The organism is Mycolicibacterium moriokaense (assembly GCF_010726085.1).
Classification (GTDB): domain Bacteria; phylum Actinomycetota; class Actinomycetes; order Mycobacteriales; family Mycobacteriaceae; genus Mycobacterium; species Mycobacterium moriokaense.
In genome coordinates, this window is the sequence record NZ_AP022560.1 from 2,590,956 (window position 1) to 2,615,764 (window position 24,809).

At 66.1% G+C, this 24,809-nt stretch carries 20 protein-coding genes and 1 pseudogene; 9 read left to right on the forward strand and 12 right to left on the reverse strand.

Features of this window, described 5'->3' with window-relative positions; genetic code table 11:
- Window positions 1-58: 58 nt before the first annotated feature.
- From G6N43_RS12715 to iolC, 6 genes and pseudogenes are all read right to left on the reverse strand, one after another.
- Window positions 59-1,078: a Gfo/Idh/MocA family protein gene (locus tag G6N43_RS12715; protein ID WP_083150198.1), complete on the reverse strand. Its 1,020-nt coding sequence runs from the start codon at window positions 1,076-1,078 to the stop codon at window positions 59-61.
- An 8-nt stretch (window positions 1,079-1,086) separates the two neighbouring features.
- Window positions 1,087-1,992, reverse strand: coding sequence for a sugar phosphate isomerase/epimerase family protein (locus G6N43_RS12720; RefSeq protein ID WP_083150197.1), 906 nt, complete (start codon window positions 1,990-1,992; stop codon window positions 1,087-1,089).
- A gap of 14 nt (window positions 1,993-2,006) precedes the next feature.
- The gene (gene iolD, locus G6N43_RS12725; RefSeq protein ID WP_083150196.1) at window positions 2,007-3,956 is read right to left on the reverse strand and encodes a 3D-(3,5/4)-trihydroxycyclohexane-1,2-dione acylhydrolase (decyclizing); all 1,950 of its coding nucleotides are present in this window, start codon (window positions 3,954-3,956) and stop codon (window positions 2,007-2,009) included.
- A 3-nt stretch (window positions 3,957-3,959) separates the two neighbouring features.
- Window positions 3,960-4,826 (reverse strand): 5-deoxy-glucuronate isomerase, encoded by an 867-nt coding sequence (gene iolB, locus G6N43_RS12730; RefSeq protein WP_083150195.1) that lies wholly within the window; start codon window positions 4,824-4,826, stop codon window positions 3,960-3,962.
- Between the two features lie 65 nt (window positions 4,827-4,891).
- Window positions 4,892-5,773 (reverse strand): annotated as a pseudogene (locus tag G6N43_RS12735) (Cgl0159 family (beta/alpha)8-fold protein); the annotation flags it as partial.
- Entirely contained in the window at window positions 5,766-6,737 is a 972-nt protein-coding gene (gene iolC / locus G6N43_RS12740; RefSeq protein WP_083150194.1) for a 5-dehydro-2-deoxygluconokinase, read from the reverse strand. The pseudogene G6N43_RS12735 and the gene iolC, both read right to left, overlap by 8 nt.
- Before the next feature lie 153 nt (window positions 6,738-6,890).
- Between iolC and G6N43_RS12745 the strand changes: the two genes are divergently transcribed.
- Window positions 6,891-7,622, forward strand: a complete 732-nt coding sequence (locus G6N43_RS12745; RefSeq protein ID WP_083150193.1) for a GntR family transcriptional regulator — start codon at window positions 6,891-6,893, stop codon at window positions 7,620-7,622.
- An 18-nt stretch (window positions 7,623-7,640) separates the two neighbouring features.
- Here G6N43_RS12745 and G6N43_RS12750 read toward each other — a convergent pair whose 3' ends face one another.
- The gene (locus G6N43_RS12750; RefSeq protein WP_083150192.1) at window positions 7,641-8,414 is read right to left on the reverse strand and encodes a TIM barrel protein; all 774 of its coding nucleotides are present in this window, start codon (window positions 8,412-8,414) and stop codon (window positions 7,641-7,643) included.
- Between the two features lie 178 nt (window positions 8,415-8,592).
- Between G6N43_RS12750 and G6N43_RS12755 the strand changes: the two genes are divergently transcribed.
- Genes G6N43_RS12755 through G6N43_RS12765 form a run of 3 tightly spaced genes read left to right on the forward strand, consistent with a single transcriptional unit; the run spans window position 8,593 to window position 11,462 of the window.
- Window positions 8,593-9,576: a substrate-binding domain-containing protein gene (locus G6N43_RS12755; protein ID WP_083150252.1), complete on the forward strand. Its 984-nt coding sequence runs from the start codon at window positions 8,593-8,595 to the stop codon at window positions 9,574-9,576.
- Entirely contained in the window at window positions 9,576-10,634 is a 1,059-nt protein-coding gene (locus G6N43_RS12760; protein WP_083150191.1) for an ABC transporter permease, read from the forward strand. Before G6N43_RS12755 ends, G6N43_RS12760 begins: the two co-directional genes overlap by 1 nt.
- Window positions 10,635-10,637: 3 nt before the next feature.
- Window positions 10,638-11,462 carry an ATP-binding cassette domain-containing protein gene (locus tag G6N43_RS12765; RefSeq protein ID WP_083150190.1) on the forward strand — a complete coding sequence of 275 codons (825 nt, stop codon included), beginning with the start codon at window positions 10,638-10,640 and terminating at the stop codon, window positions 11,460-11,462.
- Between the two features lie 223 nt (window positions 11,463-11,685).
- Here the strand turns inward: G6N43_RS12765 and G6N43_RS12770 are convergent, their stop codons facing one another.
- Genes G6N43_RS12770 through G6N43_RS12785 form a run of 4 tightly spaced genes read right to left on the reverse strand, consistent with a single transcriptional unit; the run spans window position 11,686 to window position 16,575 of the window.
- The gene (locus G6N43_RS12770; RefSeq protein ID WP_083150189.1) at window positions 11,686-13,320 is read right to left on the reverse strand and encodes an AMP-binding protein; all 1,635 of its coding nucleotides are present in this window, start codon (window positions 13,318-13,320) and stop codon (window positions 11,686-11,688) included.
- A 24-nt stretch (window positions 13,321-13,344) separates the two neighbouring features.
- The gene (locus tag G6N43_RS12775) at window positions 13,345-14,433 is read right to left on the reverse strand and encodes an acyl-CoA dehydrogenase family protein (RefSeq protein ID WP_083150188.1); all 1,089 of its coding nucleotides are present in this window, start codon (window positions 14,431-14,433) and stop codon (window positions 13,345-13,347) included.
- A 1-nt stretch (window position 14,434) separates the two neighbouring features.
- Window positions 14,435-15,661, reverse strand: coding sequence for an acyl-CoA dehydrogenase (locus G6N43_RS12780; RefSeq protein WP_083150187.1), 1,227 nt, complete (start codon window positions 15,659-15,661; stop codon window positions 14,435-14,437).
- A 17-nt stretch (window positions 15,662-15,678) separates the two neighbouring features.
- On the reverse strand, window positions 15,679-16,575 hold the full coding sequence (locus G6N43_RS12785) for an enoyl-CoA hydratase (RefSeq protein ID WP_083150186.1): 897 nt from the start codon (window positions 16,573-16,575) through the stop codon (window positions 15,679-15,681).
- Between the two features lie 247 nt (window positions 16,576-16,822).
- Here G6N43_RS12785 and G6N43_RS12790 point away from each other — a divergent pair, with 247 nt between their 5' ends.
- From G6N43_RS12790 to G6N43_RS12810, 5 genes are all read left to right on the forward strand, one after another.
- Window positions 16,823-17,932 (forward strand): LLM class flavin-dependent oxidoreductase, encoded by a 1,110-nt coding sequence (locus G6N43_RS12790; RefSeq protein WP_083150185.1) that lies wholly within the window; start codon window positions 16,823-16,825, stop codon window positions 17,930-17,932.
- A gap of 71 nt (window positions 17,933-18,003) precedes the next feature.
- The gene (locus G6N43_RS12795; protein WP_407664910.1) at window positions 18,004-20,490 is read left to right on the forward strand and encodes an FAD-binding oxidoreductase; all 2,487 of its coding nucleotides are present in this window, start codon (window positions 18,004-18,006) and stop codon (window positions 20,488-20,490) included.
- A gap of 23 nt (window positions 20,491-20,513) precedes the next feature.
- Window positions 20,514-21,569, forward strand: a complete 1,056-nt coding sequence (locus G6N43_RS12800) for an alpha/beta fold hydrolase (protein ID WP_083150183.1) — start codon at window positions 20,514-20,516, stop codon at window positions 21,567-21,569.
- Between the two features lie 7 nt (window positions 21,570-21,576).
- The gene (locus G6N43_RS12805; protein WP_083150182.1) at window positions 21,577-22,671 is read left to right on the forward strand and encodes a 3,4-dihydroxy-2-butanone-4-phosphate synthase; all 1,095 of its coding nucleotides are present in this window, start codon (window positions 21,577-21,579) and stop codon (window positions 22,669-22,671) included.
- A gap of 37 nt (window positions 22,672-22,708) precedes the next feature.
- Window positions 22,709-23,479, forward strand: coding sequence for an SDR family oxidoreductase (locus tag G6N43_RS12810; RefSeq protein WP_083150181.1), 771 nt, complete (start codon window positions 22,709-22,711; stop codon window positions 23,477-23,479).
- On the opposite strand, the gene G6N43_RS12815 is transcribed toward G6N43_RS12810, so the two are convergent.
- Window positions 23,465-24,670: a TetR/AcrR family transcriptional regulator gene (locus G6N43_RS12815; protein ID WP_083150180.1), complete on the reverse strand. Its 1,206-nt coding sequence runs from the start codon at window positions 24,668-24,670 to the stop codon at window positions 23,465-23,467. The two genes, G6N43_RS12810 and G6N43_RS12815, sit on opposite strands and share 15 nt — an antisense overlap.
- Window positions 24,671-24,809: the final 139 nt, after the last annotated feature.

Here is a 24,809-nt window from a genome sequence, read left to right on the forward strand (position 1 = left end):
CTACTTTCTGTACTTCGCGACGTAGTCGGTCATGGTCTTCAGTTGGTAGCGAATGATCTCAGGCTCCGTCAATCGATGCGCGGTCCACCATCTTGACTTCGACAGGGAGCCCGCTGTTCAGCGACTCGACGCCGGCCTCGCACACCGCGGCCGCGGCGTATCCGTCCCACGCACCCGGGCCGTCGAGGTTGACACCTGCGTTCACCGCGTCGACCCAGCGCTGGAACTCCGTGTCATAGGCCTGGCCGAAGCGTTCCCGGAAGCCCGGCGCGATCTCCCCGCCCCAGTGACCCGGGGCGCTCTTGCGGATGAGTCCGACATCGAGTCCGATGGTGGCGCTGCCCTTTTCGGCCACCACCTCCGTGCGCACCTCATAGGCCACACCGGTCGTGACGAACAATTCGACGTCGACGTGCTTGCCCGACGTGGTGCGCATGATCGCGATCTGCGGATCGGCAAGGCCTTGCGGTGCACCGGGGTTCGCCGCGGGTTTGATGATCTGGATCGATGCGATCTCCTCGTCGAACAGGAAGCGGGTGACGTCGACCTCGTGCACCAGCGAGTCGCGCACCACCATCGCGCTGTCGAACGTCGGTGGCACCGCGGGATTACGGTGTGCGCAATGCAACACCAGCGGGCGGCCGAGTTCGCCGCCGTCCAGGAGCGCCTTCAGCTGGGCGTATTCGTGATCGAACCGCCGCATGAAGCCAACCTGGATCAACCGCTTGCCGAGTTCGGCCTCCCGCTTCACCACCGCCAGCGAAGTCTCGACATCCGTCGTCAACGGCTTCTCGCACAACACGGGCTTGGCGTGCTCCAGGCAAGCGAGAAGCTGCTTCTCGTGCGTCGGGCCGGGAGTGGCGAGGACGACGGCGTCGACATCCGGATCGGCGATCGCATCGAGCGGGTCGACGACGGCGCGGCAGCCCGGGATCGTCGCCGCGATCTGTTCGGCCTTCTCGGTGACGTAGTCGTTGACGACGGCGGCCCTTGCTCCCGAGATCCTGGAGTTGAGTCGGGCTACGTGGTCGGCGCCCATCACGCCGACGCCGAGAACGGCCACACGCAAATCGGTCACGAGCTCTCCTAGCTGAATTGGATGGTCGGTACGCCGCATGAACCGAGATAGGAGCGGGTGCGCTTGGCGATCGGCAGGGGAGCGTCGACATCGCAGGGGTACATGTCCTGCTCGACGATCGCGAACACGTCGATACCGAGTCGCCCGATCTCGGCCAGTAGCGGCGGCATCTCCGGAATGCCAAGCGGCGGTTCGGTCATCGCGCCGAGCTTGACGGCCTCGCCGAACGGTAGATCCTCGGCCTCCACCTTCGCGCGTACCTCGGGGTCGACCTGCTTGAGGTGCAGGTATCCGATGCGCTCCGGTGCCCGGCGGATGATCGCGAGGTTGTCGCCGCCACAGTAGCTGATGTGGCCGGTGTCCAGGCACAAGTTGACGAACTCGCCGTCGGTCCCGTCGAGGAACCGGTAGACGTTCTCCTCGGTATCGATGTGGCTGTCGGCGTGCGGGTGGTATTGCGCACGGACGCCGTACTTCTCGAACATCGCCTTGCCGAGCTCGTTCATGCCCTCGGTCTTCTTGCGCCACTGTTCGGGGGTGAGGTTGCGGTCCTCGAGCACGGCTCCTGTCGCGGGGTCGCGCCACATCTCGGGGATGACGACGACGTGCTTGCCGCCGACTGCCGCGGTCAGCTTCGCGACGTCCTCGACCTGCGCCCACACGGCGTCCCATGAGGCGTCCTGGTGTAGGTGCTCGAACACCGTGCCCGCCGACAACTTCAGGTTGCGCGCATTCAGTTCGTCTGATAGCTGCTGGGGATCCGTCGGCAGGTATCCGTAGGGTCCGAGTTCGATCCACCGATAGCCGGACTCCGCGACCTCGTCGAGGAAGCGGGTGTAGGGGGTCTGCCCGGGATCGTCGGGGAACCAGACGCCCCAGGAGTCAGGGGCAGAACCGACAAGAATTGTGCTCACGGAGTTTTCGTCTCTCAGGAATCGGAGGGGCGGATCAGGGGGCGCTGAATCTTCTTCCAGTCCTGATAGGCCTGGTATGCCGACTGTGTGGATTCCAGCGTCGACACCTCTGACACCGGTACGTCCCACCATGACTCGCTGTCCGGAGCGCTGACGAGCGGATCCGTTTCGACGTGGATCACGGTGGTGCGATCGCTGGCCTTGGCGACCTTGACGGCATGGGCGAAGTCCGAGGCGGTGGTGACCTTGATGACATCCGCGCCGAGACTCGCCGCGTTGGCCGCGAGGTCGACCGGCAGCTTGTCGCCGTCGAGTCGACCGCTGTCGCTGCGGTAGCGGTACGCGGTCCCGAAACGCTGAGATCCCAACGCCTCCGACAGCGAACCGATCGACGCGAAGCCATGGTTCTGCACCAGGACGACAATGAGCTTGACGCCCTCCTGCACGGCGGTCACCAGTTCGGTGGCCATCATCAGGTAGGAGCCGTCGCCGACCAATACGAACACGTCGCGGCTTTCGTCGGCCATCCGTACCCCGAGACCGCCTGCGATCTCGTAGCCCATGCATGAGTAGCCGTACTCGACGTGGTAGCCCTTGGGATCCCTTGTCCGCCAAAGCTTGTGTAGGTCGCCGGGCATCGAACCGGCGGCGCAGACGACGACGTCGCGCGGTTCGCTCAATGTGTTCGCCAGGCCGATGACCTGGCTCTGGTTGAGCGGCGCCCCATCCTCGACCGCATAGGCGGCCGACACGGTGTCGTCCCACTCCTTGGCGAGCGCCGTGGTGCGACTGCGGTAGTCGTCAGAGACCCGGTAGTCGCCCAACGCTGTAGCCAGCGCCTCGATCGCCTCTCGGGCATCGGCCACCACGCTGACGCCGCCCTGCTTCACCGAATCCAGCGACGCCACATTGATGTTGACGAACCGCACGTCTGGGTTGTTGAACGCGGTGCGCGATGCCGACGTGAAATCGCTGTACCGCGTGCCGATTCCGATCACCGCGTCAGCCTCGGTGGCCAGTGCGTTGGCGGCCGTTGTACCCGTCGACCCGATGGCGCCGACGCACTGCGGGTGGTCGTAGGGCAGCGCGCCCTTGCCGGCCTGACTCATGCCGACGGGAATGCCGGTCTTCTCACACAGCGCGGCCAGTGCCTCGGTGGCGCCGGAGTAGACGACGCCGCCGCCGGCGACGATCAGCGGTTTTCGCGCCGTGCTGATGATCTCGGCCGCCCGTGCGATGACGGCCTTCTCGGGCAGCGGTCGCGCGACGTGCCAGGTGCGTTCGGCGAAAAGCGATTCCGGCCAGTCATGGGCTTCTGCCTGCACGTCCTGGGGGAGGGCGATCGTCGCTGCGCCGGTCTCGGCGGGATCGGTGAGCACCCGCATGGCGCCGAGCAGGGCGGCGGGCAATTGCTCGGGCCGCCACACCCGATCGAAGTAGCGGGACAGCGGTTTGAACGCGTCGTTGACCGTCACATCGCCGGACGACGGCAACTCCAACTCCTGCAGCACCGGTGCGCTCACGCGGGTGGCGAACGTGTCGGCGGGCAGCAGCAGCACCGGAAGGCGGTTGATCGTCGCGAGTGCGGCGCCCGTCAGCATATTCGTCGACCCGGGGCCGATGCTGGCGGTGACGGCCCACGTCTGCAACCGGTCCTTCTGCCGTGCGTACGCGACTGCGCTGTGCACCATCGCCTGTTCGTTGCGACCCAGCACGTACTTCAGTGCCGGCTCTCTGCCGGCCTCGACCGCCTCGACCTCGTCCTGAAGGAGGGCCTGGCCGAGGCCTGCGACGTTGCCGTGTCCGAAGATGCCGAAGGCGCCCGCGAAGAACCTGGTGCGCTCGCCGTCGCGTTCGACGTACTGGTTGGCGAGGAAGCGAATCGTCGCCTGCGCCACGGTCAGTCGGACGGTGCTCTCGGGGTCAGGTGTCTTCTCGGCGCGCTTGGGTGCGGTGGAGACCACGGGTCACGCTCCTGTTTGGTGCAGAGGGAGGCGGGGGTCGACGGGTTGGTCGGGCCAGGTGCTGCGGAGCCAGGCGTGCTCCGGGTCGTCGACGATCTTCCAGGCGCGTTCGGCGCCCGGTCCGGCCATGACGTTGAGGTAGTACATGTGATATCCCGGCGCCGCCACCGACGGGCCGTGATACCCGTGGGGCACCAGCACCACATCGCCGGTGCGCACCTCTTCGAGCACCTCGATCGGACGGTCCGGCGTCCCGTAGACACGGTGATATCCGAATCCGCGTGATCCGTCGGGACCGCCTGCGATCTCGAAGTAGTAGATCTCTTCGAGTTCGGTCTCGGTGGGCGTGGTCTCGTCGTGCTTGTGCGCGGGATAGCTCGACCAGTTGCCGCCGGGGGTGATGACTTCACATGCGATCAGCGAGTCGGCATCGAAAACGCCTGCGGTGCCGAAGTTGTGGACCTGCCGGCTGCAGTTGCCGGTGCCGCGCAGTTCGACGGGAACGTCGGCGGCGGCGACGCGGCGGTTGGGGAATGAGTTCTTGGCGCGGGCTCCGCAGATGGCGAAGCGGCCCTCGCCGCCGAGCACGTAGGTCCGGTCAAGGCCGATGTACACCATGTCGGACGGGCCGTCGAACACCGAGGCCCGTGGCGCCAGTTCGAATGTCTCACCGTCGCATTCGACGGTGCCGCCGCCGGCCAGTGGCAGAATCATCACCTCGATGCCATCGGTGCTGATCTCTACTCGCTGACCCTCGTCGAGTTCTATTACCTGCAGCGAGGATTCGCTCCACCCCGCGGATTCCGGCGTGATGTCGACTGTGTAGGGCGGGGTGGCGCTGCGGGCGGGAATGTAAAGCTTGCTGTGCACTTCTACCTTCCTCCTGTCGTTCCCCCGCGCTGCGCGCGGGTGGTGCCCCCAGTGCTTGCCCCGGCTCGCACCATCGACACTGCGGTGGCGACGGCGGAGGTGACGTCGTCGTCCTGCGGATACAGCAGCGTGCGTCCGACGATGAGCCCGCGCACCGACGGCAGCGCGAGCGCCTTCTCCCAGCTCGCGAACGCCACGTCGGGATCGGTCGGATCGCCGCCCAACAGGAGCGTCGGCAACGTCGTCGCCTCCATCACGCGGTCCATCTCGTCGACCACCGGCAGCTTCAGCCAGGTGTACGCAGATGTCGAGCCGATGCCCTGGCTGATGTGGATCGACTTGATGACGGCGTCGGGTGACAGGTCGTTGCGGACCTTCCCGTCGACGCGGGACGACATGAACGGCTCGAGCATCGCGATCAGGCCGTGCGCGGCCAGTTCGTCGACCGCGCGTGCGCACGCCGCCATGGTCGCGACGGTTCCCGCATCGTTGAGGTCGATGCGGCACAACATCTTTCCGCCGTTCATCTTCGCCGCCGCGGTGGACGCGGCCGTGGCGGCCGTCATCCGGTCATCGAGTTCGAACGACGCGCCCGCCAGCCCACCGCGATTGAACGACGAGAGGACCACCTTGTCGTCGAGGGCGCCTAGCAGCACGAGGTCGTCGAGAATGTCCGTGGTGGCGAGGACGCCGTCGACGCCGGGATCGGCGAGGGCGGCGCGCAACCGGTCGAGCAGGTCGGTCCTGCTGTTCATCGCGGTCGGACGTGAGCCGACGGCGAGTGCGCCGCGGGCGGGGTGGTCGGCGGCGACGATCATCAGGCGACCGTTGCCCCGGATGGTCGGCCGCGTGACGCGGTTCTGCCAAGCGCGGGCGATGGCGCCGGGATCGGTGGCGCGCAGTTCGGTGATGGCCGCATAGTCGGTGCACAGTGGTGGCCTAGGCATTGGCGGCCTCCGCTGCGGTCCGTTCGGCGAGCTCGGCCACTTCGGCGGCGGTCGGCATCGCGGTCGAGCACTCCAGCCGGGACGCGACGATCGCGCCCGCGGCGTTGGCGTAGCGCAGCGTCTTCTCCAGCGACCAGCCGTGCAGCAGGCCGTGGCACAGGCTGCCGCCGAACGCATCTCCGGCGCCGAGCCCGTTGACGACGTCGACCTGGTTCGGCGGAACCGTCACCGAACTCTGCTTGGTCTTGCCGAGGACACCACGGGGTCCCTGCTTGACGATGGCCAGCTCGACGCCGAGGTCCAGCAGTGCGTCGGCCGCCTTGTCCGGGTCGGATTCTCCGACGGCGATCTCACACTCCTCGCGGTTGCCGACCGCGACGGTGACATGCGCCAGCGCGCGTCGCACCTGTTCGGTCGCCGCGGCGGGGGAGTCCCAGAACATCGGGCGGTAGTCGAGGTCGAGCACGGTCAACGGCGCGCGGTCGCGGGCCTCCCAGGCAGCGAAATGTGCGCTGCGGCTTGGCTCTTCGGAGAGGCCGGTGACGGTCGACCAGTACAGCCGCGCGGACCGAACGGCGTCGGCGTCGATATCGTCGGCGCTGATCTGAAGGTCGGGTGCGCTGGGACGTCGGTAGAAGTACAGCGGGAAGTCGTCGGGCGGGAAGATCTCGCAGAAGGTGACGGGAGTCGGGTACGTGTCGTTGGTGACCACGAAGCGGTTGTCGACGCCGAGCCGCGCGAGTTCGGCGCTGACGAACCTTCCGAACGGGTCGGCGCCCACGCCGGAGATCAGCGCCGAGCGATTGCCGAGCCGCGCCGACGCGACGGCGACATTCGCGGCACTGCCGCCGAGGAACTTGCCGAAGGTCTCCACGTCCTCGAGCCCCACGCCGACCTGCAGGGGATAGACGTCGACACCGCAGCGCCCGATGGCGAGGACGTCATGTGGCTGTGTAGTCGTCACGGTCGGCTCTCCACGGGGTAGGGGCGGCTGACTATGACTGTGCCCGTCACCACTCAATCGTGTCAATAGTTTGTCCTGACATTCTATCTTTCGATCATGGAATGCTAGGATTCAGCTACTGTTTGTCTGGTCCATCCCGAGATCGGAGACGACGTGCCCCTGGCAGTGGAGCTCGACAGGTCAAGCCCTGTTCCTCTCTACTATCAGCTCGCGCAGGCGATCGAGGCGGCGATACGCGATGGCGAACTCGCGCCTGGCGACCGCTTCGAGAACGAGCTGGCTTTGGCGAAGCGATTGACGCTGTCGCGGCCGACGACGAGGCGTGCGATTCAGGAACTCGTCGACAAGGGTCTGCTGGTCCGCAAGCGCGGTGTCGGGACGCAGGTCGTGCAGAGCCCGGTGCATCGACGCGTCGAGCTGACAAGCCTTTTCGACGACCTCGCCCGCGCCGGGCAGGAGCCGACGACGCAGTTGCTGGACTACACGGTCGGGCGGCCCGACGAAGAGGTCGCGCGTGAGCTCGGCATCCCCCAGGACCGCGACGTGGTCTCCATTCACCGGCTGCGGTGTGCGAACGGCGAGCCGCTCGCGGTGATGATCAACCATCTGCCCGTCGAGATCGCGCCGGACGCGAGTGAGCTGGAAAACTCGGGCCTGTATCAGTCGTTGCGGTCACGCGGCGTGCATATTCGGCTGGCGCGGCAGCGAATCGGAGCGCGTGGCGCGACGCGGTCGGAGGCGCGGCTGCTCGACGAGAAGGCCGGCGCGCCGCTGCTGACCATGACCCGCACCGCATTCGACGACTCCGGCAAAGCGGTCGAGTACGGCACGCATTGCTACCGCGCATCTCGCTATTACTTCGACACGACACTGGTCGACCGGTAACTGTTGCCCAGCTCGCGGCTAAGTGAACGCGGCTCGGAACGCTTCCAGCGCGGCGACGCTATCGCCCGATGCCCACGCCTCCATGCCGACGGTGCCGTTGAACCCGATGTCGCGCAGCGCCTTCGCGATGGCGGGGTAGTTGATCTCGCCGGTTCCTGGTTCGCATCGTCCCGGGACGTCGGCGACCTGTATCTCGCCGATGGCGTCGCCGCTGCGGCGGATCAGCTCGATGAGATTCCCCTCGCCGATCTGGGCGTGGTAGAGGTCGAGCATCATCTTGACGTTGGGATGTGCGACGCCTTCGACCAGTGCCAATGTGTCCTTCGCGCGGGCGAGCGGGACACCGGGGTGGTCGACGATCGTGTTGAGGTTCTCGACGCAGAACTGCACGCCGGCATCGGCCCCGAGCTCACCGAGGCGCTCCAAAGTGCGTAAGGCGGTCAGCCACATCTCACCCGTCGCGCGATGCCGCGGCCGCGGGGCGTTGCCGTCGATCAGCTCGGCGGTATGCAGATTCAACCGCGAAACCCCAAGTTTTTCAGCGGCTTTGATGGACAGCCCCGCGGTGCGCACCACCTCGTCGGCGCTCGCCGAATCGATCAGGTCGCCGTGCAGGTATCCCGTTATCGACGTGAACTTCGCACCAGTGGCCGCGAGCGCTGCCAGATCCTTGTCGTGCCAGCTCCAGATCTCGACGGCGAAGCCCATGTCATGGATGCGGCGCACGCGATCGACGATCGGTAGCTCGGTGAACACCATCTCGGCGCAGACCGCAAGCTCGAAGTCCGTCATGGCGGCATCGCCTCCTTCGCTGACGGCACCCTAACATTTGACATGCAGTCCTAATGTCAGGACAAAGTATTGACTTTCCGCTGTGAGCCGTATTACATCGACCATGAGGCGTGCTGCGCTGCACGTGGACGACGAGCGTGAAGCTCCGGTGAGTGCTCGCGCGAAGAGCGGAGGAGAGATGGGTTTCAGTCGGCTCGTGGCGGCCACCGGGGTGACGGTGCTCGTTCTGGGAATCGCGTCGTGTTCATCGACCGGCGGCAAGCCGCGGGAGAGCGGCGGGGGGATGGGCGGCGGCACCGTCGACACGCCCCGCGCGACGATCGCGATGATCACCCACGAAGTGCCGGGTGACTCGTTTTGGGACCTGATTCGCAAGGGTGCGGAGACGGCGGCGCGGAAGGACAACATCGAGCTGCGCTACTCGAACGACCCCGAGGCGCCCAACCAGGCCAACCTCGTACAGACCGCGATCGACAGCGGTGTGGACGGCATCGCGCTGACACTCGCCAAGCCTGACGCGATGCGCGCCGCCGTCGAGGCCGCAGAGGCGAAGGGCATTCCCGTCGTCGCATTCAACGCCGGCGGCGACGCCTGGCAGCAGATGGGCGTCAAGGAGTTCTTCGGCCAGGACGAGTTCATCGCCGGCCAGGCCGCCGGCGACCGGCTCAAGCAGGACGGCGCCAAGAAGGTGCTGTGCATCATCCAGGAACAGGGACACGTTGGCCTCGAATCCCGTTGTGCCGGAGTGAAGAGCACCTTCCCCGCGACCGAGAACCTCAACGTCAACGGCAAGGACATGCCGTCGGTCGAGTCGACGATCACCGCGAAGCTGCAGCAGGACCGAAGCATCGACTACGTCACGCTGGGCGCGCCGTTCGCCCTGACCGCGGTGCAATCGGCGAAGAACGCGGGCAGCAGCGCCAGGATCGGGACGTTCGACACCAACGCCGCGCTCGTGGACGCGATCAAATCCGGCGATGTGCAATGGGCCGTCGACCAGCAGCCGTTCCTGCAGGGCTACCTGTCGATCGACTCGCTGTGGCTGTACCTCAACAACGGCAACGTGATCGGTGGCGGTAAAGAGACGTTGACGGGGCCCGCGTTCATCGACAAGTCGAACATCGATGCGGTGGCTGAGTATGCGAAGGGCGGGACACGCTGATGAGTACCAGCACCGGAGTCGACCTAGCCGAACGCAAGGTTGTCCACGACGAACGGGTCAAGGAGCGAAACCGCGTACAGCGACTGCTGATTCGCCCTGAGATGGGCGCCCTGATCGGTGCGGTCGTCATCTTCATCTTCTTTTTCATCATGGCTCCGCCGTTCCGGTCGGCCGAGTCGTTGGCGACTGTGCTGTACGGCAGCTCGACGATCGGCATCATGGCGTGCGCGGTCGCGCTGCTGATGATCGGCGGCGAGTTCGACCTGTCGGCGGGTGTCGCGGTCACCACGGGTTCGCTTGCGGCGTCCATGCTGGCGTGGAACTTCCATCTGAACCTTTGGGCCGGTGCGGGATTGGCGCTCATCCTGTCGCTCGGTGTCGGCTTCTTCAACGGGTACATGGTGATGAAGACCAAGATCCCGAGCTTCCTCATCACCCTGGGCACCCTGCTGATGCTGACCGGGGCGAACATCGCCGTGACGAAATGGGTTGCGGGGGCGGTCGCGACACCGAGCGTCAACGATATGGAGGGCTGGGAGTCCGCGCGTGCGGTGTTCGCGTCGACGCTGACGATCTTCGGTGTGCCGGTGCGCATCACGGTCCTCTGGTGGCTGCTGTTCACCTTGGTCGCGACCTACGTGCTGTTCAAGACGCGGATCGGCAACTGGATCTTCGCCGTCGGTGGCGACGCGGAGAGTGCGCGTGCGGTCGGCGTGCCGGTCACTGCGGTAAAGATCGGCCTCTTCATGTTCGTCGGGTTCTCAGCGTGGTTCTCCGGCATGCACCTTCTGTTCTCCTACAACACCGTTCAGTCCGGCCAGGGCGTGGGTCAGGAGTTCATCTACATCATCGCGGCGGTCATCGGCGGATGTCTGCTGACGGGCGGCTACGGCACGGCCATCGGCGCCGCGATCGGTGCGTTCATCTTCGGGATGGTGCAGCAGGGCATCGTCTATGCGGGCTGGGAACCGGACTGGTTCAAGTTCTTCATGGGCGTGATGCTGCTGTTCGCGGTGATCGCCAACAACGCATTCCGTAACTACGCCGCGAAGAGGTGACCCATGACCGCAACCGTTGATCACGCCGTCGAAGAAGCACCGTCGGGTGGCAAGGTGCCGCTGGTCGAGCTCAAGAACGTCGGCAAGATGTACGGCAACATCACTGCGCTGAAAGACATCTCACTGCGTGTCCACGCCGGCGAGGTGACGGGCATCCTCGGCGACAACGGCGCGGGCAAGTCGACGCTGATCAAAATCATCGCCGGCTATCACCCGCCGAGCGAGGGCGAGCTCCTGGTCGACGGTGAACCCGCCCGCTTCGCGTCACCCAAGGACGCGTTGGCCAAGGGGATCGCGACCGTGTATCAGAACCTGGCCGTCGTGCCGCTGATGCCGGTGTGGCGCAACTTCTTCCTCGGTCAGGAGATCCGCAAGAAGTCGTTCCCGTTCTCGCTGGACTCGAATGCGATGCGTGCCACCACGCTGAGCGAACTGTCGAAGATGGGCATCGATCTGCCCGACGTCGACGTCCCGATCGGGTCGCTGTCCGGCGGTCAACGCCAGTGCGTGGCGATCGCGCGGGCGGTCTTCTTCGGGGCGCGGGTGCTGATCCTCGACGAGCCCACGGCCGCGCTCGGCGTCAAGCAGTCGGGGGTGGTGCTGAAGTACATCAGCGCGGCCAAAGAGGCCGGGTTCGGCGTGGTGTTCATCACACACAATCCGCACCACGCCCACATGGTCGGCGACCACTTTGTGCTGCTCAACCGTGGTCGGCAGAAGCTGGACTGCACATATGACGACATCACGCTCGAGCACCTGACGCAGGAGATGGCGGGTGGGGACGAACTCGAGGCGCTGTCCCACGAACTGCGAGGTAAAGGGGCATAATCGACAGCCCAACCGCACTGTTCCACCACTGTTCACCTGCGCGGCCGTGTGGTGGATGGCCGGGTTCTGAGATTGTCTGCACAATGGTTGGGTGCATACCGAACCCCAACCGAGGCGCCACGCGCCGGTCTGGCGTGACCCGCTGTCTGCGGGGTGGCGTGCGCACCGGGGGCTGCTGCTGCTCCGTCTGCGGTGGCATGAGCGACGCGAAGCGGCCGAGAGGTCATAACCCCAGTAGTCGCACCGTCTCGGTCCGCATCTCCACCTTGCGTACCTTGCCGGTCACCGTCATCGGAAACTCGTCGACGATGTGGACGTAGCGGGGGATCTTGTAGTGCGCGAGCTTCCCCGACGCGAACTCCCGCACGGCGTCGGCATCCAGTGGGGTGCGACCCGGGCGCATCCTGATCCACGCGCAGATCTCTTCGCCGTACTTCTCGTCGGGGACGCCGATCACCTGGGCATCTTCGATGTCGGGGTGGGTGTACAGGAATTCCTCGACCTCGCGCGGATATACGTTCTCGCCGCCGCGGATCACCATGTCCTTGATGCGCCCGATGATCATGCAGTAGCCGTCATCCCGCATCACCGCCAGATCGCCGGTGTGCATCCAGCCCTCGTCGTCGATGGCCTCGCGGGTGCGCTCCTCGTTGTTCCAGTAGCCCAGCATCACCGAGTACCCGCGAGTGCAGAACTCGCCCGGCTGACCACGTTTCACGGTCTTGCCGGTGTCGGGGTCGACGACCCGGATCTCCACATGCGGATGCACCCGTCCCACCGTGGCGGTGCGCCGGTCCAGGTCGTCGTCGATGAGGGTCTGGCAGGACACCGGCGAGGTCTCCGTCATGCCGTAGGCGATCGACAACTCGGGAATGTTCAGCTCGCTGCCGCAGCGTTTCATGAGCTCCACCGGGCAGGTGGCCCCCGCCATGATCCCGGTACGCAGCGACGACAGATCACACTCAGCCAGATCGGGGTGCCCGAGCATCGCGATGAACATCGTCGGCACGCCGTAAACGGCTGTGCAGCGCTCCTTTTCGATGGCGTTCAACGTCGCGCCGGGGTCGAAGCCGGCCGCCGGGATCACCATCGTGGCGCCGTGGGTGGTACAGCCCAGGTTGCCCATCACCATGCCGAAGCAGTGGTAGAAGGGCACCGGGATGCACAGCCGCTCCCCGGGGCCGAGCTTGATGAGCTCGGTGACGAAGAAGCCGTTGTTGAGGATGTTCCGGTGAGACAGCGTCGCGCCTTTGGGCGAACCGGTTGTGCCCGAGGTGTATTGGATATTAATCGGGTCGTTCGGTTGCAGGCTGTCCATCCGTGAACGCAGCTCGGCCGCGGACACCTCGTCGGCGCGACTGCACAGGCGATCCCAATCGTCGGTGCCCAGGAAGAGAACCTCGGCGAGGTCTGGGATCTCGGGGCGCACCTCGTCGACCATGCTGCGGTAGTCGGAGGTCTTGAACGTCGTCGCCGACACCAGCAGCCGCGTGCCCGACTGACGCAGCACGTAGGCCAATTCGTGGGTGCGGTAGGCGGGATTGACCGCCACCAGGATCGCCCCGATCTTGGCTGTCGCGTACTGCAGAATGGTCCACTCCGGACAATTGGGCGCCCAGATGCCGATGCGGTCTCCGCGCTGGATGTCGTTGGCCATCAGAGCCCTTGCCACGCGGTCGATCTCGTCGTTCAGCTCGGCGTATGTCCAGCGCTTTCCGCTGGACGCGTCGACGAGCGCCTCGGCGTCGGGATACGTCGACGCGGTGCGTTCGAGGTTCGCGCCGATCGTCTCGTCGAGGAGGGGAGTGTCGGTGGGGCCGGCCGCATACGATTCGGCCCCGTCGCTGAACGCGGTCATCGCTGGCTCCTTACCAATGACGGATCAAAGGCCCGCGCGATCGGCGAGCAGTCGACGGTGGTGCCTGCTGCCGCCGAAGAGTGCCCTGGTGGTGGTGGCACGCCGGAAAAACAGGTGCACGTCGTGTTCCCAGGTGAAGGCGATACCGCCGTGTACCTGGATGGCAGAACCTGCGCACAGGGTGAAGGTGTCGGCGGCCTGCGCCTTCGCCAGCGGAGCAGCGATCTGCAGTTCGCGATCGTCGTCTGCGCTCATCGCGGCGTACATGACCGCCGCGCGCGTGGCGTCGACCTCGATCAGCATCTCGGCGCAGGCGTGCTTCACCGCCTGGAACGAGCCGATCGGCCGTCCGAATTGCCTGCGCGTGCGGGCGTATTCGACGGCCATGGCGAGACACGCCTCGGCGCCGCCGAGCATCTCGGCGGCCAGCAACACCCGCGCGACGTCCAGCGTCCGATCGATGGCGTCGGCCGAGCCCGCCGTCAGCGCTTCGGCGGGAGCGTGTGTCAACTCCAGCCTGGCGACGGGTCGGGTGATGTCGAACGACGGCAGGCTCACGACGGTGACCCCGGGATCGTCGGCCGCCACCACGTGGAGCATGACCTCACCGTCGACGACCGCAGGCACGATGAACAGGTCGGCGATATGGCCGTGCAGGACGGGGCCACACACTCCGGTGAGTACGGTGCGGCCGCTGTCACTGTGGGCGTGCACCGGCGCCTCGGACGGTTCGCAGTCGCGAGGCCCGGCGACGGCGAACGCACCGATCTGCTCACCGCGCAGCAGTCCCTTGAGCAGTCTCGTCCGCTGCTCCTCGTCACCGGTGCGCCGGATCGCCTCGATGGCGAATGTGGTGGCCGCCAACGGAACCGGTGTCAACGCACGGCCCAGTTCGCCGAACGCGATCGCGGTTTCGACCAACGTCGCACCGGCACCGCCGTACTCGTCCGGCATGTGCAGCCCCGGTAGCTCCATCTCGGTACACAGTCGTTGCCACACCTGCGCGTCGTGGCCGCCGGCCTCCCGCACTCGCGCGAGCGGCGCGGCATCCTGCAGTAAGCCGCTCAATGAGGTGCGGAAGTCGTCTTGTTCTGTGCTGTAACGGAAATCCATCTCACCGTCCGACGTCGACTGGTTCTTTCGGCAGCCCCAAGAGCCGCTCGCCGATCACATTGCGCTGGATCTGCGAACTGCCTGCGTAGATCGTCGCGGCGCGTGCGTACAGCAGTTCGTCGAGCCAGCACGCCGCGGAGTTCGGCGTGCCCGCCTCGGGGACGATCAGCGCCGCGCCGTTCCCCGGCCCCTCGGGGCTCAGCGCTTCGAGGCCGAGGATCTCGACGGCGAGTTCGGTGTGCCGTCTGAAGTACTCGCTCCAGACGACCTTGCTGATCGCCGCGTCGGCGCCGGGGCGGGCACCGTTGAGCAGCGACGTCAAACCGCGGTAGCCCTGATACCGCATGATCTGTACCCGCGAATAGCACCAGGCCAACTCGTCGCGGATGTGCGGCACGGTGTTCAGTCCCCGGTCGGTCGCGAGTTCGCACAACCGCGCCAGATCTCGTCCGAAATCGATTGCCGCGGTGGTGACCTGCGACGAGCGCTCGAAACCGAGCAGCGTCATCGCCGTCGACCACCCACCGCCGATCCCGCCGACCACGTTGTCGGCCGGTGTTCGCGCATCCGTCAGGAACACCTCGCTGAACGAGGCGTGCCCGGCGGCGTTGACGATCGGGCGGACCTCGACGCCGGGCTGGTCCATCGGCACGAGGATCAGCGATAACCCCTTGTGTTTGGGGGCGTTCGGATCGGTTCTGGCGAGGACGAATATCCAGTTGGCCGTGGGGCCCGCAGATGTCCAGATCTTCTGGCCGTTGACCACCCACTCGTCGCCGTCGAGCACGGCTCTGGTCCGTACCGAAGCCAGGTCGGAACCGGCCTCGGGCTCCGAAAAGCCCTGGCACCAGCGATCTTCGCCGGACAGGATGCGGGGCAGGAAATGCTTCTTCTGTTCCTCAGAGCCGACCGCGATCAACGTGTTGCCCATCAATTCGATGCCGAACCGGTCGTTCTCGGGCAGTTCGGGTGCGCATGCGTGGGCCAATTCCTCCGCCAGCACCACCTGCTCGATGACCGACAGCCCCGCCCCGCCGTACTCCTTGGGCCACGAGACTGCGATCAGTCCGTGGCTCGCGAGGATGGCTCGCCACTTATGTGCGAACGCCTTGCGCTCGTCGGGTGGGAGCGCTCCGCCGCCGGACCAGCCGGCCGGCAGGTGCTCGCAAAGAAATGCCCGAATGCGGGTCCGGAACGCTTCGGCCTCGGGTGAGTAATCGGTGTCCATTTAGAAGGCGTCCATCGTCACGGCCGCTGTTTGACAGCCGGCAGGATTTCCGGGGCGATGCGCCAGTCCTCGAGTCCGTAGTCGACGGTGCCGTAGGACAGCGCGCCGCCTGTCACCTCGGCCCAGTGCGCGTGATTGAGCTGGTGGATCTTGAAGCAGGCGTCGAGTGCGGTCGAGAAGCCCATCGCGTCGACCGTCTGATTCACCGATTCCTTGATGAGCAATGCCGCCATGGTCGGCAGCTTGGCGATGCGCCGGGCGAACTCGAGGGTGCACTCCGCAAGTTGGTCGTTGGGGAAGACCTTGCTGACCATTCCAAGGGAGTGCGCTTCGTCGGCGCCGATCGAGTCCCCGGTCAGCAGGAGTTCCTTCGCCTTACGCGGCCCGAACTCCCACGGATGACCGAAGTACTCCACCCCGCACATGCCGAGCCGGGTGCCGACGACGTCGGCGAAGACGGTGTCCTCGCCCGCGACGATGAGGTCGCAGCACCAGGCGAGCATCAGGCCGGCGGAAAGCACCATTCCGTGCACCTCGGCGACGGTGATCTTGCGCAGGTTGCGCCATCGTTTGGTGTTCTCGAAGAAGTAGTGCCACTCCTGCCGGTTGCGGGACTCCACCCCGCCGTACGTGCCGCCGTTGCACTGGTAGGTGGGGTGTTGGTCCGGCCCGGGCGTGCGTTCGCGGACGTCGGTGGAGGAGCCGAGGTCGTGGCCCGCGGAGAACGACGGGCCTGCGGCCCGCAGCAGCACCACCCGTACGTCGTCGTCCGTTTCGGCGAGCTCGAAGACCGTGCCCAACTCCACGAGCATTCCGCGGTTCTGCGCGTTGCGTTGTTTCGGGCGATCGAGGGTGATGACCGCGATCCGGCCCTCGTCGATGACCTCGTAGCCGATGTAGTCGAAATCCGGCACGAATGGCTCCCTTCCAGGAGTGAACTGGCCGCACGGTGCTTGATCGCGGTGTGCGAGGTCACGGGTGGATGACGGGCCTGAGATTACGCGGCCAGAACCCAATATGTCCATAAGCAATACGCAGAATCAGAAACGATGATCAGGCAAATCACGAAGAAAACTGCATCTTGCGTTCCATGATGTATCTTGCTAGTACTGTGTTGTACATCGCACTCGGGAAGCGCGGCACGACGTCAGAAGGGTTGAAATGGAGATCGGAATTTTCCTCATGCCGGCGCACCCGCCGGAGCGGAGCCTCTACGACGCGACCCAATGGGACCTCGACGTCATCGAGCTCGCCGACCAACTGGGTTACGTCGAGGCCTGGGTGGGCGAGCACTTCACCGTGCCGTGGGAGCCGATCTGTGCGCCCGACCTGTTGTTGGCGCAGGCACTGCTCCGCACGAAGAACATCAAGCTCGCGCCCGGCGCTCACCTGCTGCCCTACCATCACCCGGTGGAGCTGGCGCACCGCGTCGCGTATTTCGACCACCTGGCCCAGGGCCGCTTCATGCTCGGCGTCGGCGCCAGCGGCATCCCGGGCGACTGGGCCTTGTTCGACGTGGACGGGCACAACGGTGAGCACCGCGAGATGACGCGCGAAGCTCTGGAGATCATGTTGCGCGTCTGGACCGAGGACGGACCATGGGAACATCGCGGAAAGTATTGGAACGCCAACGGGATTGCGCCGATGTACGACGGCCTGATGCGCCGTCACATCAAGCCGTTCCAGGCGCCGCACCCGCCCATCGGTGTCACCGGATTCAGCGCGGGCTCCGAAACACTCAAGCTCGCAGGCGAACGTGGCTACATACCGATGAGCCTCGACCTCAACACCGACTACGTCGCGACGCACTGGGATGCCGTGCTCGAAGGGGCCGAACGCAGCGGCCGCACCCCCGATCGCCGCGAGTGGCGACTGGTACGTGAAGTCGTCGTCGCGGAGACGGACGAGAAGGCGTTCCGCTACGCCGTCGACGGCATGCTCGGTCGGAACATGCGCGAGTACGTGCTACCGACCTTCAAGACGATGGGCATGACGAAGTTCTACAAACACGACGCCTCCGTACCCGATTCCGACGTCACGCCGGAATACCTGGCGGAGAACACCTTCGTGGTCGGCTCGGTCGAGACGGTGGTGGACAAGCTGGAGGCCACCTACGACCAGGTCGGCGGGTTCGGCCACCTGTTGATCCTCGGGTTCGACTACAGCGAGAACCCGGGTCCGTGGAAGGACTCGATGCGTTTGCTGGCAGAGGAGGTCATGCCCCGGCTCAACGCGCGAATCGCGAAGAAGCCGGCAACCGCGGTCGTCTGAGAGCAGGAAAGGCAGCTGACGTGAACGCTCATCAGATCACGGTCCGATATTCGGACGGCACGCAGAAGACGATGCCGGCGCAGCCGGATCAGTCGATCCTGGAGGCGGCCGAGGAGCACGGCGTCGCCATCGTCAACGAGTGCCAGAGCGGAATCTGCGGTACCTGTGTCGCGACGTGCGTCTCCGGAAAGTACGACATGGGGCGTACCGAGGGGCTGTCCGACGTGGAGCGGGCGGCGCGAAAGATCCTGACGTGCCAGACCTTTGCCGAGTCGGACTGCCAGATCGACCTGCAGTATCCGGTCGACGACAACGCGGCCCGGCTGGTGACCGGGCACGGTGTGGTGAGCGCCGTGCACAAGGTGTCGGCGACGACCGCGATTCTGCGCGTTGACGTCTCGGGCATGACTGAGTCGATCATGTACAAGGCGGGCCAGTTCGCCCAGTTGCAGGTGCCCGGCACCACTGTATGGCGCAACTACTCCTATGCGCATCCCAGCGACGGCCGCGACGAACTGGAGTTCATCGTCCGGCTGCTGCCCGACGGGGTGATGTCGGATTATCTGCGTGACCGGGCGCAGCCGGGGGACCGTATCGCGTTGCGGTGCAGCAAGGGTGGTTTCTACCTGCGCCCCGTCGTCCGACCGGTGATCCTGGTGGCAGGCGGTACAGGTCTGTCGGCGATCCTGGCGATGGCCCAGAGCCTCGACCCCGGGATCGGGCAGCCGGTCCACCTGCTGTACGGCGTCACGACCTACGAGGATCTCTGCAAGCTCGACGAAATCGAAGAGCTCAGCAGGCGCATCCCCGGTTTGACGTCGCACATCATCGTGTCGGAGCCGGCCCCGGAGTGGGACGGTCCGGTCGGACTGGTCACCGACCTGCTGGACGCGAGCATGCTGGATGACGGCGACGCCGACATCTACCTGTGCGGTCCGGCGGCGATGGTCGAGGCCACCCGAAACTGGCTGGACAACAACGGTATTCACCGGGTCGGCCTGTACTACGAGAAGTTCGTGCCCAGTGGCGCCGTGCGGCGGCGAACCCCTCCCTACCTGGACTACGGACAGCTCGACCTGGCGGATGTGCGCCAGCGTGGCCGAGGCACCGCGGTTGTCGTCGGCGGCAGTATCGCGGGAATCGCAGCGGCCAAGGTGCTCACCGAGTCGTTCGAGCGGGTGATCGTCCTCGAAAAGGACGGCAGGCACTCGCGTCGGGAGGGCCGACCCGGTGCCGCCCAGGGCTGGCATCTACACCACCTGCTCACCGCGGGGCAGATCGAACTGGAGCGGATCTTCCCCGGCATCGTGGACGACATGGTGCGCGAGGGCGCGTTCAAGGTGGACATGGCCGCCCAATACCGCATTCGCTTGGGCGGTACCTGGAAGAAGCCCGGCACCAGCGACATTCAGATCGTCTGTGCTGGACGGCCGCTGCTCGAATGGTGCGTGCGACGCCGGTTGGACGACGAACCCCGCATCGAGTTCCGCTACGAGTCCGAGGTGGGCGACCTCGTCTACGACCGCGCGAGCAACACCGTGATCGGCGTCGCCGTGGACCGCGATGGCGAATTGGAGGTCGTGCCCGCCGAGTTCGTCCTCGACGCCTCCGGCAAGAACACCCGCATCCCGGAGTTCCTGGACCGCATCGGGATCGGCGCACCCGAGGTCGAGCAGGACATCATCAACTGCTTCTACTCCACCATGCAGCACCATGTGCCGCCGGAGCGGCAGTGGCAGGACAAGGTGATGGTGATCTGCTACGCATACCGCCCCTACGAGGACACCTACGCCGCGCAGTACTACACCGACAGCTCGCGCACCATCCTGTCCACTTCGCTTGTCGCGTACAACTGTTACTCGCCGCCGCGCACCGCGCAGGAGTTCCGCAAGTTCGCCGACCTGATGCCGTCACCGGTCGTCGGTGAGAACATCGACGGACTGGAACCGGCCTCGCCGATCTACAACTTCCGCTACCCGAACATGCTTCGGCTCCGGTACGAGAAGAAGCACAACCTCCCGCGCGCGCTGCTGGTGGTCGGCGATGCCTACACCAGCGCCGATCCGGTGTCGGGCCTCGGCATGAGCCTGGCGCTCAAGGAAGTACGTGAGATCCAGCTCCTGCTGGCCAAGTACGGACCGGGGCACCCGGACCTGCCGCGCCGCTACTACCGCAAGATCAGCAAGATGGCCGACACGGCCTGGTTCGTGATCCGCGAACAGAACCTGCGCTTCGACTGGATCAAGGACGTGCGTGCCAAGCGCCCGTTCTACTTCGGCGCGCTGACCTGGTACATGGATCGGGTCCTCGAGTTGGTCCACGACGACCTCGACACCTACCGCGAATTCCTCGCGGTCGTCCACCTGGTGAAACCCCCTGCGGCCCTGATGAAACCGAAGGTCGCCGGCCGGGTGCTCGGTAAGTGGGCGCGCACGAAACTGTCGGGGCAGAAGACCCTGATTGAGCGCAACTACGAGGACCGCACGGTTCCCGTCGTCGACCATCTGGCCCGAACCGACGAAATGGCAGTCGGTTTGGCCGGCACTCCCACCCACTGAACGCGAGAAGAGAGGCGACCACGATGGGCCAGATTCACCGGATGCTCGACTGCCGGGGCACGCGGATCCACGCTGTCGAGGAGGGTGAGGGACCGCTGGTGGTGTTGATCCACGGGTTCCCGGAGTCCTGGTACTCGTGGCGGCACCAGCTTCCCGCCCTCGCCGAGGCCGGCTACCGGGCGGTCGCCATCGACCAGCGTGGGTACGGGCGTTCGTCGAAGTACCGGGTGCAGAAGGCGTACCGCATCAAGGAGCTGGCGGGCGACATTCTCGGGGTGATCGACGCGTACGGTGAGAAGCAGGCCGTTGTCGTCGGTCATGACTGGGGCGCACCGGTGGCGTGGACATTCGCGTGGCTGCATCCGGAACGGTGTGCGGGGGTGGCGGGACTCAGCTGTCCCTTCGCGGGACGGGGCGTGATCGCGTTGCCCGGCAGCCCGTTCGGGGAGCGGCGGCCCAACGACTATCACCTCGAGATCGCTGGGCCGGGCAAGGTCTGGTACCAGGACTACTTCTCGGCGCAGGACGGCATCATCGCGGAGATCGAGGAGGATCTGCGCGGCTGGCTGGTCGGGCTCACCTACACGGTCTCCGGTGACGGGATGATCGCCGCCACCCGGGCGGCCGAGGCGGCGGGCGTCGACCTGGCGTCGATGGATCCGTTGGACGTGATCCGTGCCGGGCCGCTGTGCATGGACGAGGGGGCGCGGCTCAAGGACGCCTTTGTCTATCCGGAGAAGTTGCCGGACTGGTTCACCGAAGAGGACGTCGACTTCTACACCGGCGAATTCGAGCGCTCCGGCTTCGGTGGGCCGCTGAGCTTCTATCACAACATCGACAACGACTGGCACGACCTGGCCGACCAGGAAGGCAAGCCGCTGACCCCGCCCGCGGTGTTCATCGGCGGGCAGTACGACGTCGGCACGACGTGGGGTCTCGAGGCCATCGCACGCGCCGACGAGGTGATGCCGAACTACACCGGCACCCACATGGTCGACAATGTCGGGCACTGGATTCAGCAGGAAGAGCCCAAGGAGATCAACCGGCTGCTGCTCGACTTCCTGCACGGATTGCGCTAGCACTCCGATGAGAACCACCGATGTCCGGGTGCGGCGCGCGATCGCGGCGGTGGCGGCGGGCCGTCCCGTCGTCGTCACCGATGACACGGCGCGCGGCGAACAAGGGTACGTCGCGCTCGCGGCGGACGCGGCGACTCCAAGCCTGCTCGCATTCACCGTTCGGCATACCTCTGGCTATGTCCGTGTCGCCCTTCCGAATTCGGAATGCGACCGGCTGAACCTGCCGCCCTTGTGCGCCGGCACGAGTGCCGCCGACCGGGTGGCGGTGGACTGGCGCGGCACCGGCACCGGTATCTCGGCGACCGACCGCGCTGCCACCATTGCAGCGCTTGCGACGTCGACGTCCGATGCATCCGACTTCCGACGTCCCGGTCACGTGGTCCCGGTGCGCGCCGGCGATGGCGGGGTACTCAGGCATCCGGAACCGGCCGAGGCCGCCGTCGATCTGGCGCGGTTGGCCGGACGGCGGCCGGCGGCGGCGTTGTGCGAGATCGTCTCCCGCGAACACCCCGTCGCCATGGCTCGCGGCGCCGAGTTGGCCGAATTCGCGAAGACCCACGGGTTGAGCATGGTGTCGATCGATGACCTGGTGGCCTATCGACGTCGCACCGAACCACAGGCGGTTCGCTCGGCTGAGACGACGATCCCCAGCGCAATGGGCGCCTCCCGCGTGATCGGCTTCCGCGATGTGCATGACGGCGGCGAGCACCTGGTGATGATCATCGGCGAGGCGGGGGCGAGGGTGCCGATGCTGCTGCACGTCCATGTCGAGTGCGTCACCGGGGATGTGTTCGGCTCGACGGCGTGCCGGTGCGGCGGCGAACTGGACCGCGCACTGGCGACCATGCGGGCGCGTGGCAGCGGCATGATTGTGTACCTGCGGCCCTCCGGGCCCCTGCGAGCGTGCGGCCTGTCCGCTCACGACAAGCCGCCGGCGGAGTCGATATCGCAGACCGTGGCGTGGATCCTGCGCGACCTCGGCGTGCACACCGTCAAACTCTCCGATGATGCACCGGGGTTCGGGCTCGTCATGTTCGGGGCGATCCGCGAACACGGCCTGCACGTCGTCGGCGATGTCACGCCACTGGCGGTTGCAGGGTGAGAGCCGTTATGACGCATAGCGATTGGCGAGGTAACACATGACCCATCCAGACCTGGCCGGCAAGGCCGCCATCGTGACGGGGGCCGGCGCCGGGATCGGCCTCGCCATCGCGTTGCGACTCGCGGACGAGGGCTGCCGTGTGCTGTGTGCGGACATCGACGGTGGTGCCGCCGACGCCGCAGCGCAGAAACTGGGGCGGGGCGCCGTCGGTCACCAGGTCGATGTCGCAGACGAGGACCAGGTGATCGGCATGGTCGAGGCCTGCGTCGCCGAATTCGGTGGTGTCGACAAGCTTGTCGCCAACGCGGGCATCGTCCATTTCGCGCCGCTGGTCGAGACGACAGTCGACGACTTCGACCGCGTCATCCGGGTCAACCTTCGCGGTGCCTGGCTGTGCACCAAACATACGGCACCCAAGATGATCGAGCGTGGCGGCGGCGCCATTGTCAACATGTCGTCGCTGGCCGGTCAGATCGCTGCCGCCGGCTCTGCCGCGTACGGCATGTCCAAGGCGGGGATCATCCATCTCAGCCGCATCACCGCGGCCGAATTGCGTTCAGGCAACGTGCGTTCCAACGCCGTGCTGCCCGCTTTCGTCGACACCGCGATGCAGCAGACGGCGATTACGATGTTCGACGAGGCGCTTGGTGCCGGGGGAGCGACCACGATGATCGAACGGCTGCAGGGCCGGATGGCCGGACCCGAGGAGATTGCGAGCGTGGTGGCGTTCCTGTTGTCGGACGATGCATCGATGGTCAGCGGAACCGCTCAAATCGCGGATGGCGGAACGCTTTCAGCGCTGTGGTGAGCCCCTGCTGGTCAGGATGGCCAGCACCAGGGCGGTGATCTCGTCCTCGACTCCGGCATAACGCCGCAGATGCCAGGTCCGGACGACGTCGTCGATGAAGTTGGTCGCGGCCGCGACGAGCAGCCGTGCCTGGGGGACGGTGGTCTGCGGTACCTGCTTGCGGATGAGGTCGATCCAAACGCCCTCGCGGTCGGCCTGATTTCGCGTGTAGCCGTCGCTCACTTCAGTGGATGCGTGCGACAGCTCGGTGATCGACACGGAAACGAGATCGGGATCGTCGAGGCTGATACGGGTGCGGCCCTCGATGAGACTGCGCAGGCATTCAGCCGGTTCCTGATCACTGCGCAATGCGCGGATGGTCTCGAGGTTCCACCACTCGTCGAGGCGCCGGATCAGCGCGTCCAGGATCGCCTGTTTGGACGAGAAGGTGCGGTACAGGCCCGGACCCGCAATCCCCGCTCCCTTGCCGATCTCGCTGGTGCTGACGGCCGGGTAGCCCTGCGCGCGGAACAGCCGTGCGCCGGTGGCCAGCAAGGTCTCGTGCCGGGAGAACAGCGCACGCGTCTGGTCCGGCGCTGCATCCAGCGGCTCCAAATCGCGAACCGGCGGGGTCAGAGCCGCCGCCATGCACGCCCGCGACAGAAGGTCTGACAGCTCGTCTTTCGGCAGGGTCAGGTTGTGGCGGCCCAGGCTGGTCAGGGTGCTGGCCACCGCCCAGGCGCGAAGCTCGGTGTGGGCGGGACTCAGATCACCGGTCTCGAGCCGGACGCCTTCGTGCATCCCGGCGACGATCGCGTTGATGCGTCGGCGCACCTCGGCCCGCTCGGTCTCGTCGAGATAGCGGGCCTCGCGCTGCCACAGCACCGACAGCGATCGAGACGCGACGGCAGCGGCGATCAGGTCTTCCAGCTCGGCGCTCAGCGGCTTGGGGGTCGACGGTGTGTCGCCCTGAGCGTCCATGCGGGCGCTCTGGTACTGCTCCTGGCCCATCCGGATGGCCGCGGCGAGCAACGCCTGCTTGTTGTCGTAGTGGCGATACAACGCGCGCGCGGTGACGCCGGCCGCCTCGGCGATGTCCTCGAGCTTCACCGAGTGAAAGCCACGATCGATGAAGAGCCGGACCGCCTGCTCCAGGATCTGCTGCTTCCGGTCCTTCGGCCTGCGTTTGACGGTTGAGACCGCGGGCTCCACCGCGCGTTGCCCCCCTTCTGGCTTGCTCGGATCACCAAATCCTGCCAGACGCCTCCGTTTCTGTGCGGACGCGACCTGCGCCGGCGCAGGGGACGAATTGCGGGTCATGGCGAAAGCGAGAGCATCGAGCCGGGGGCCG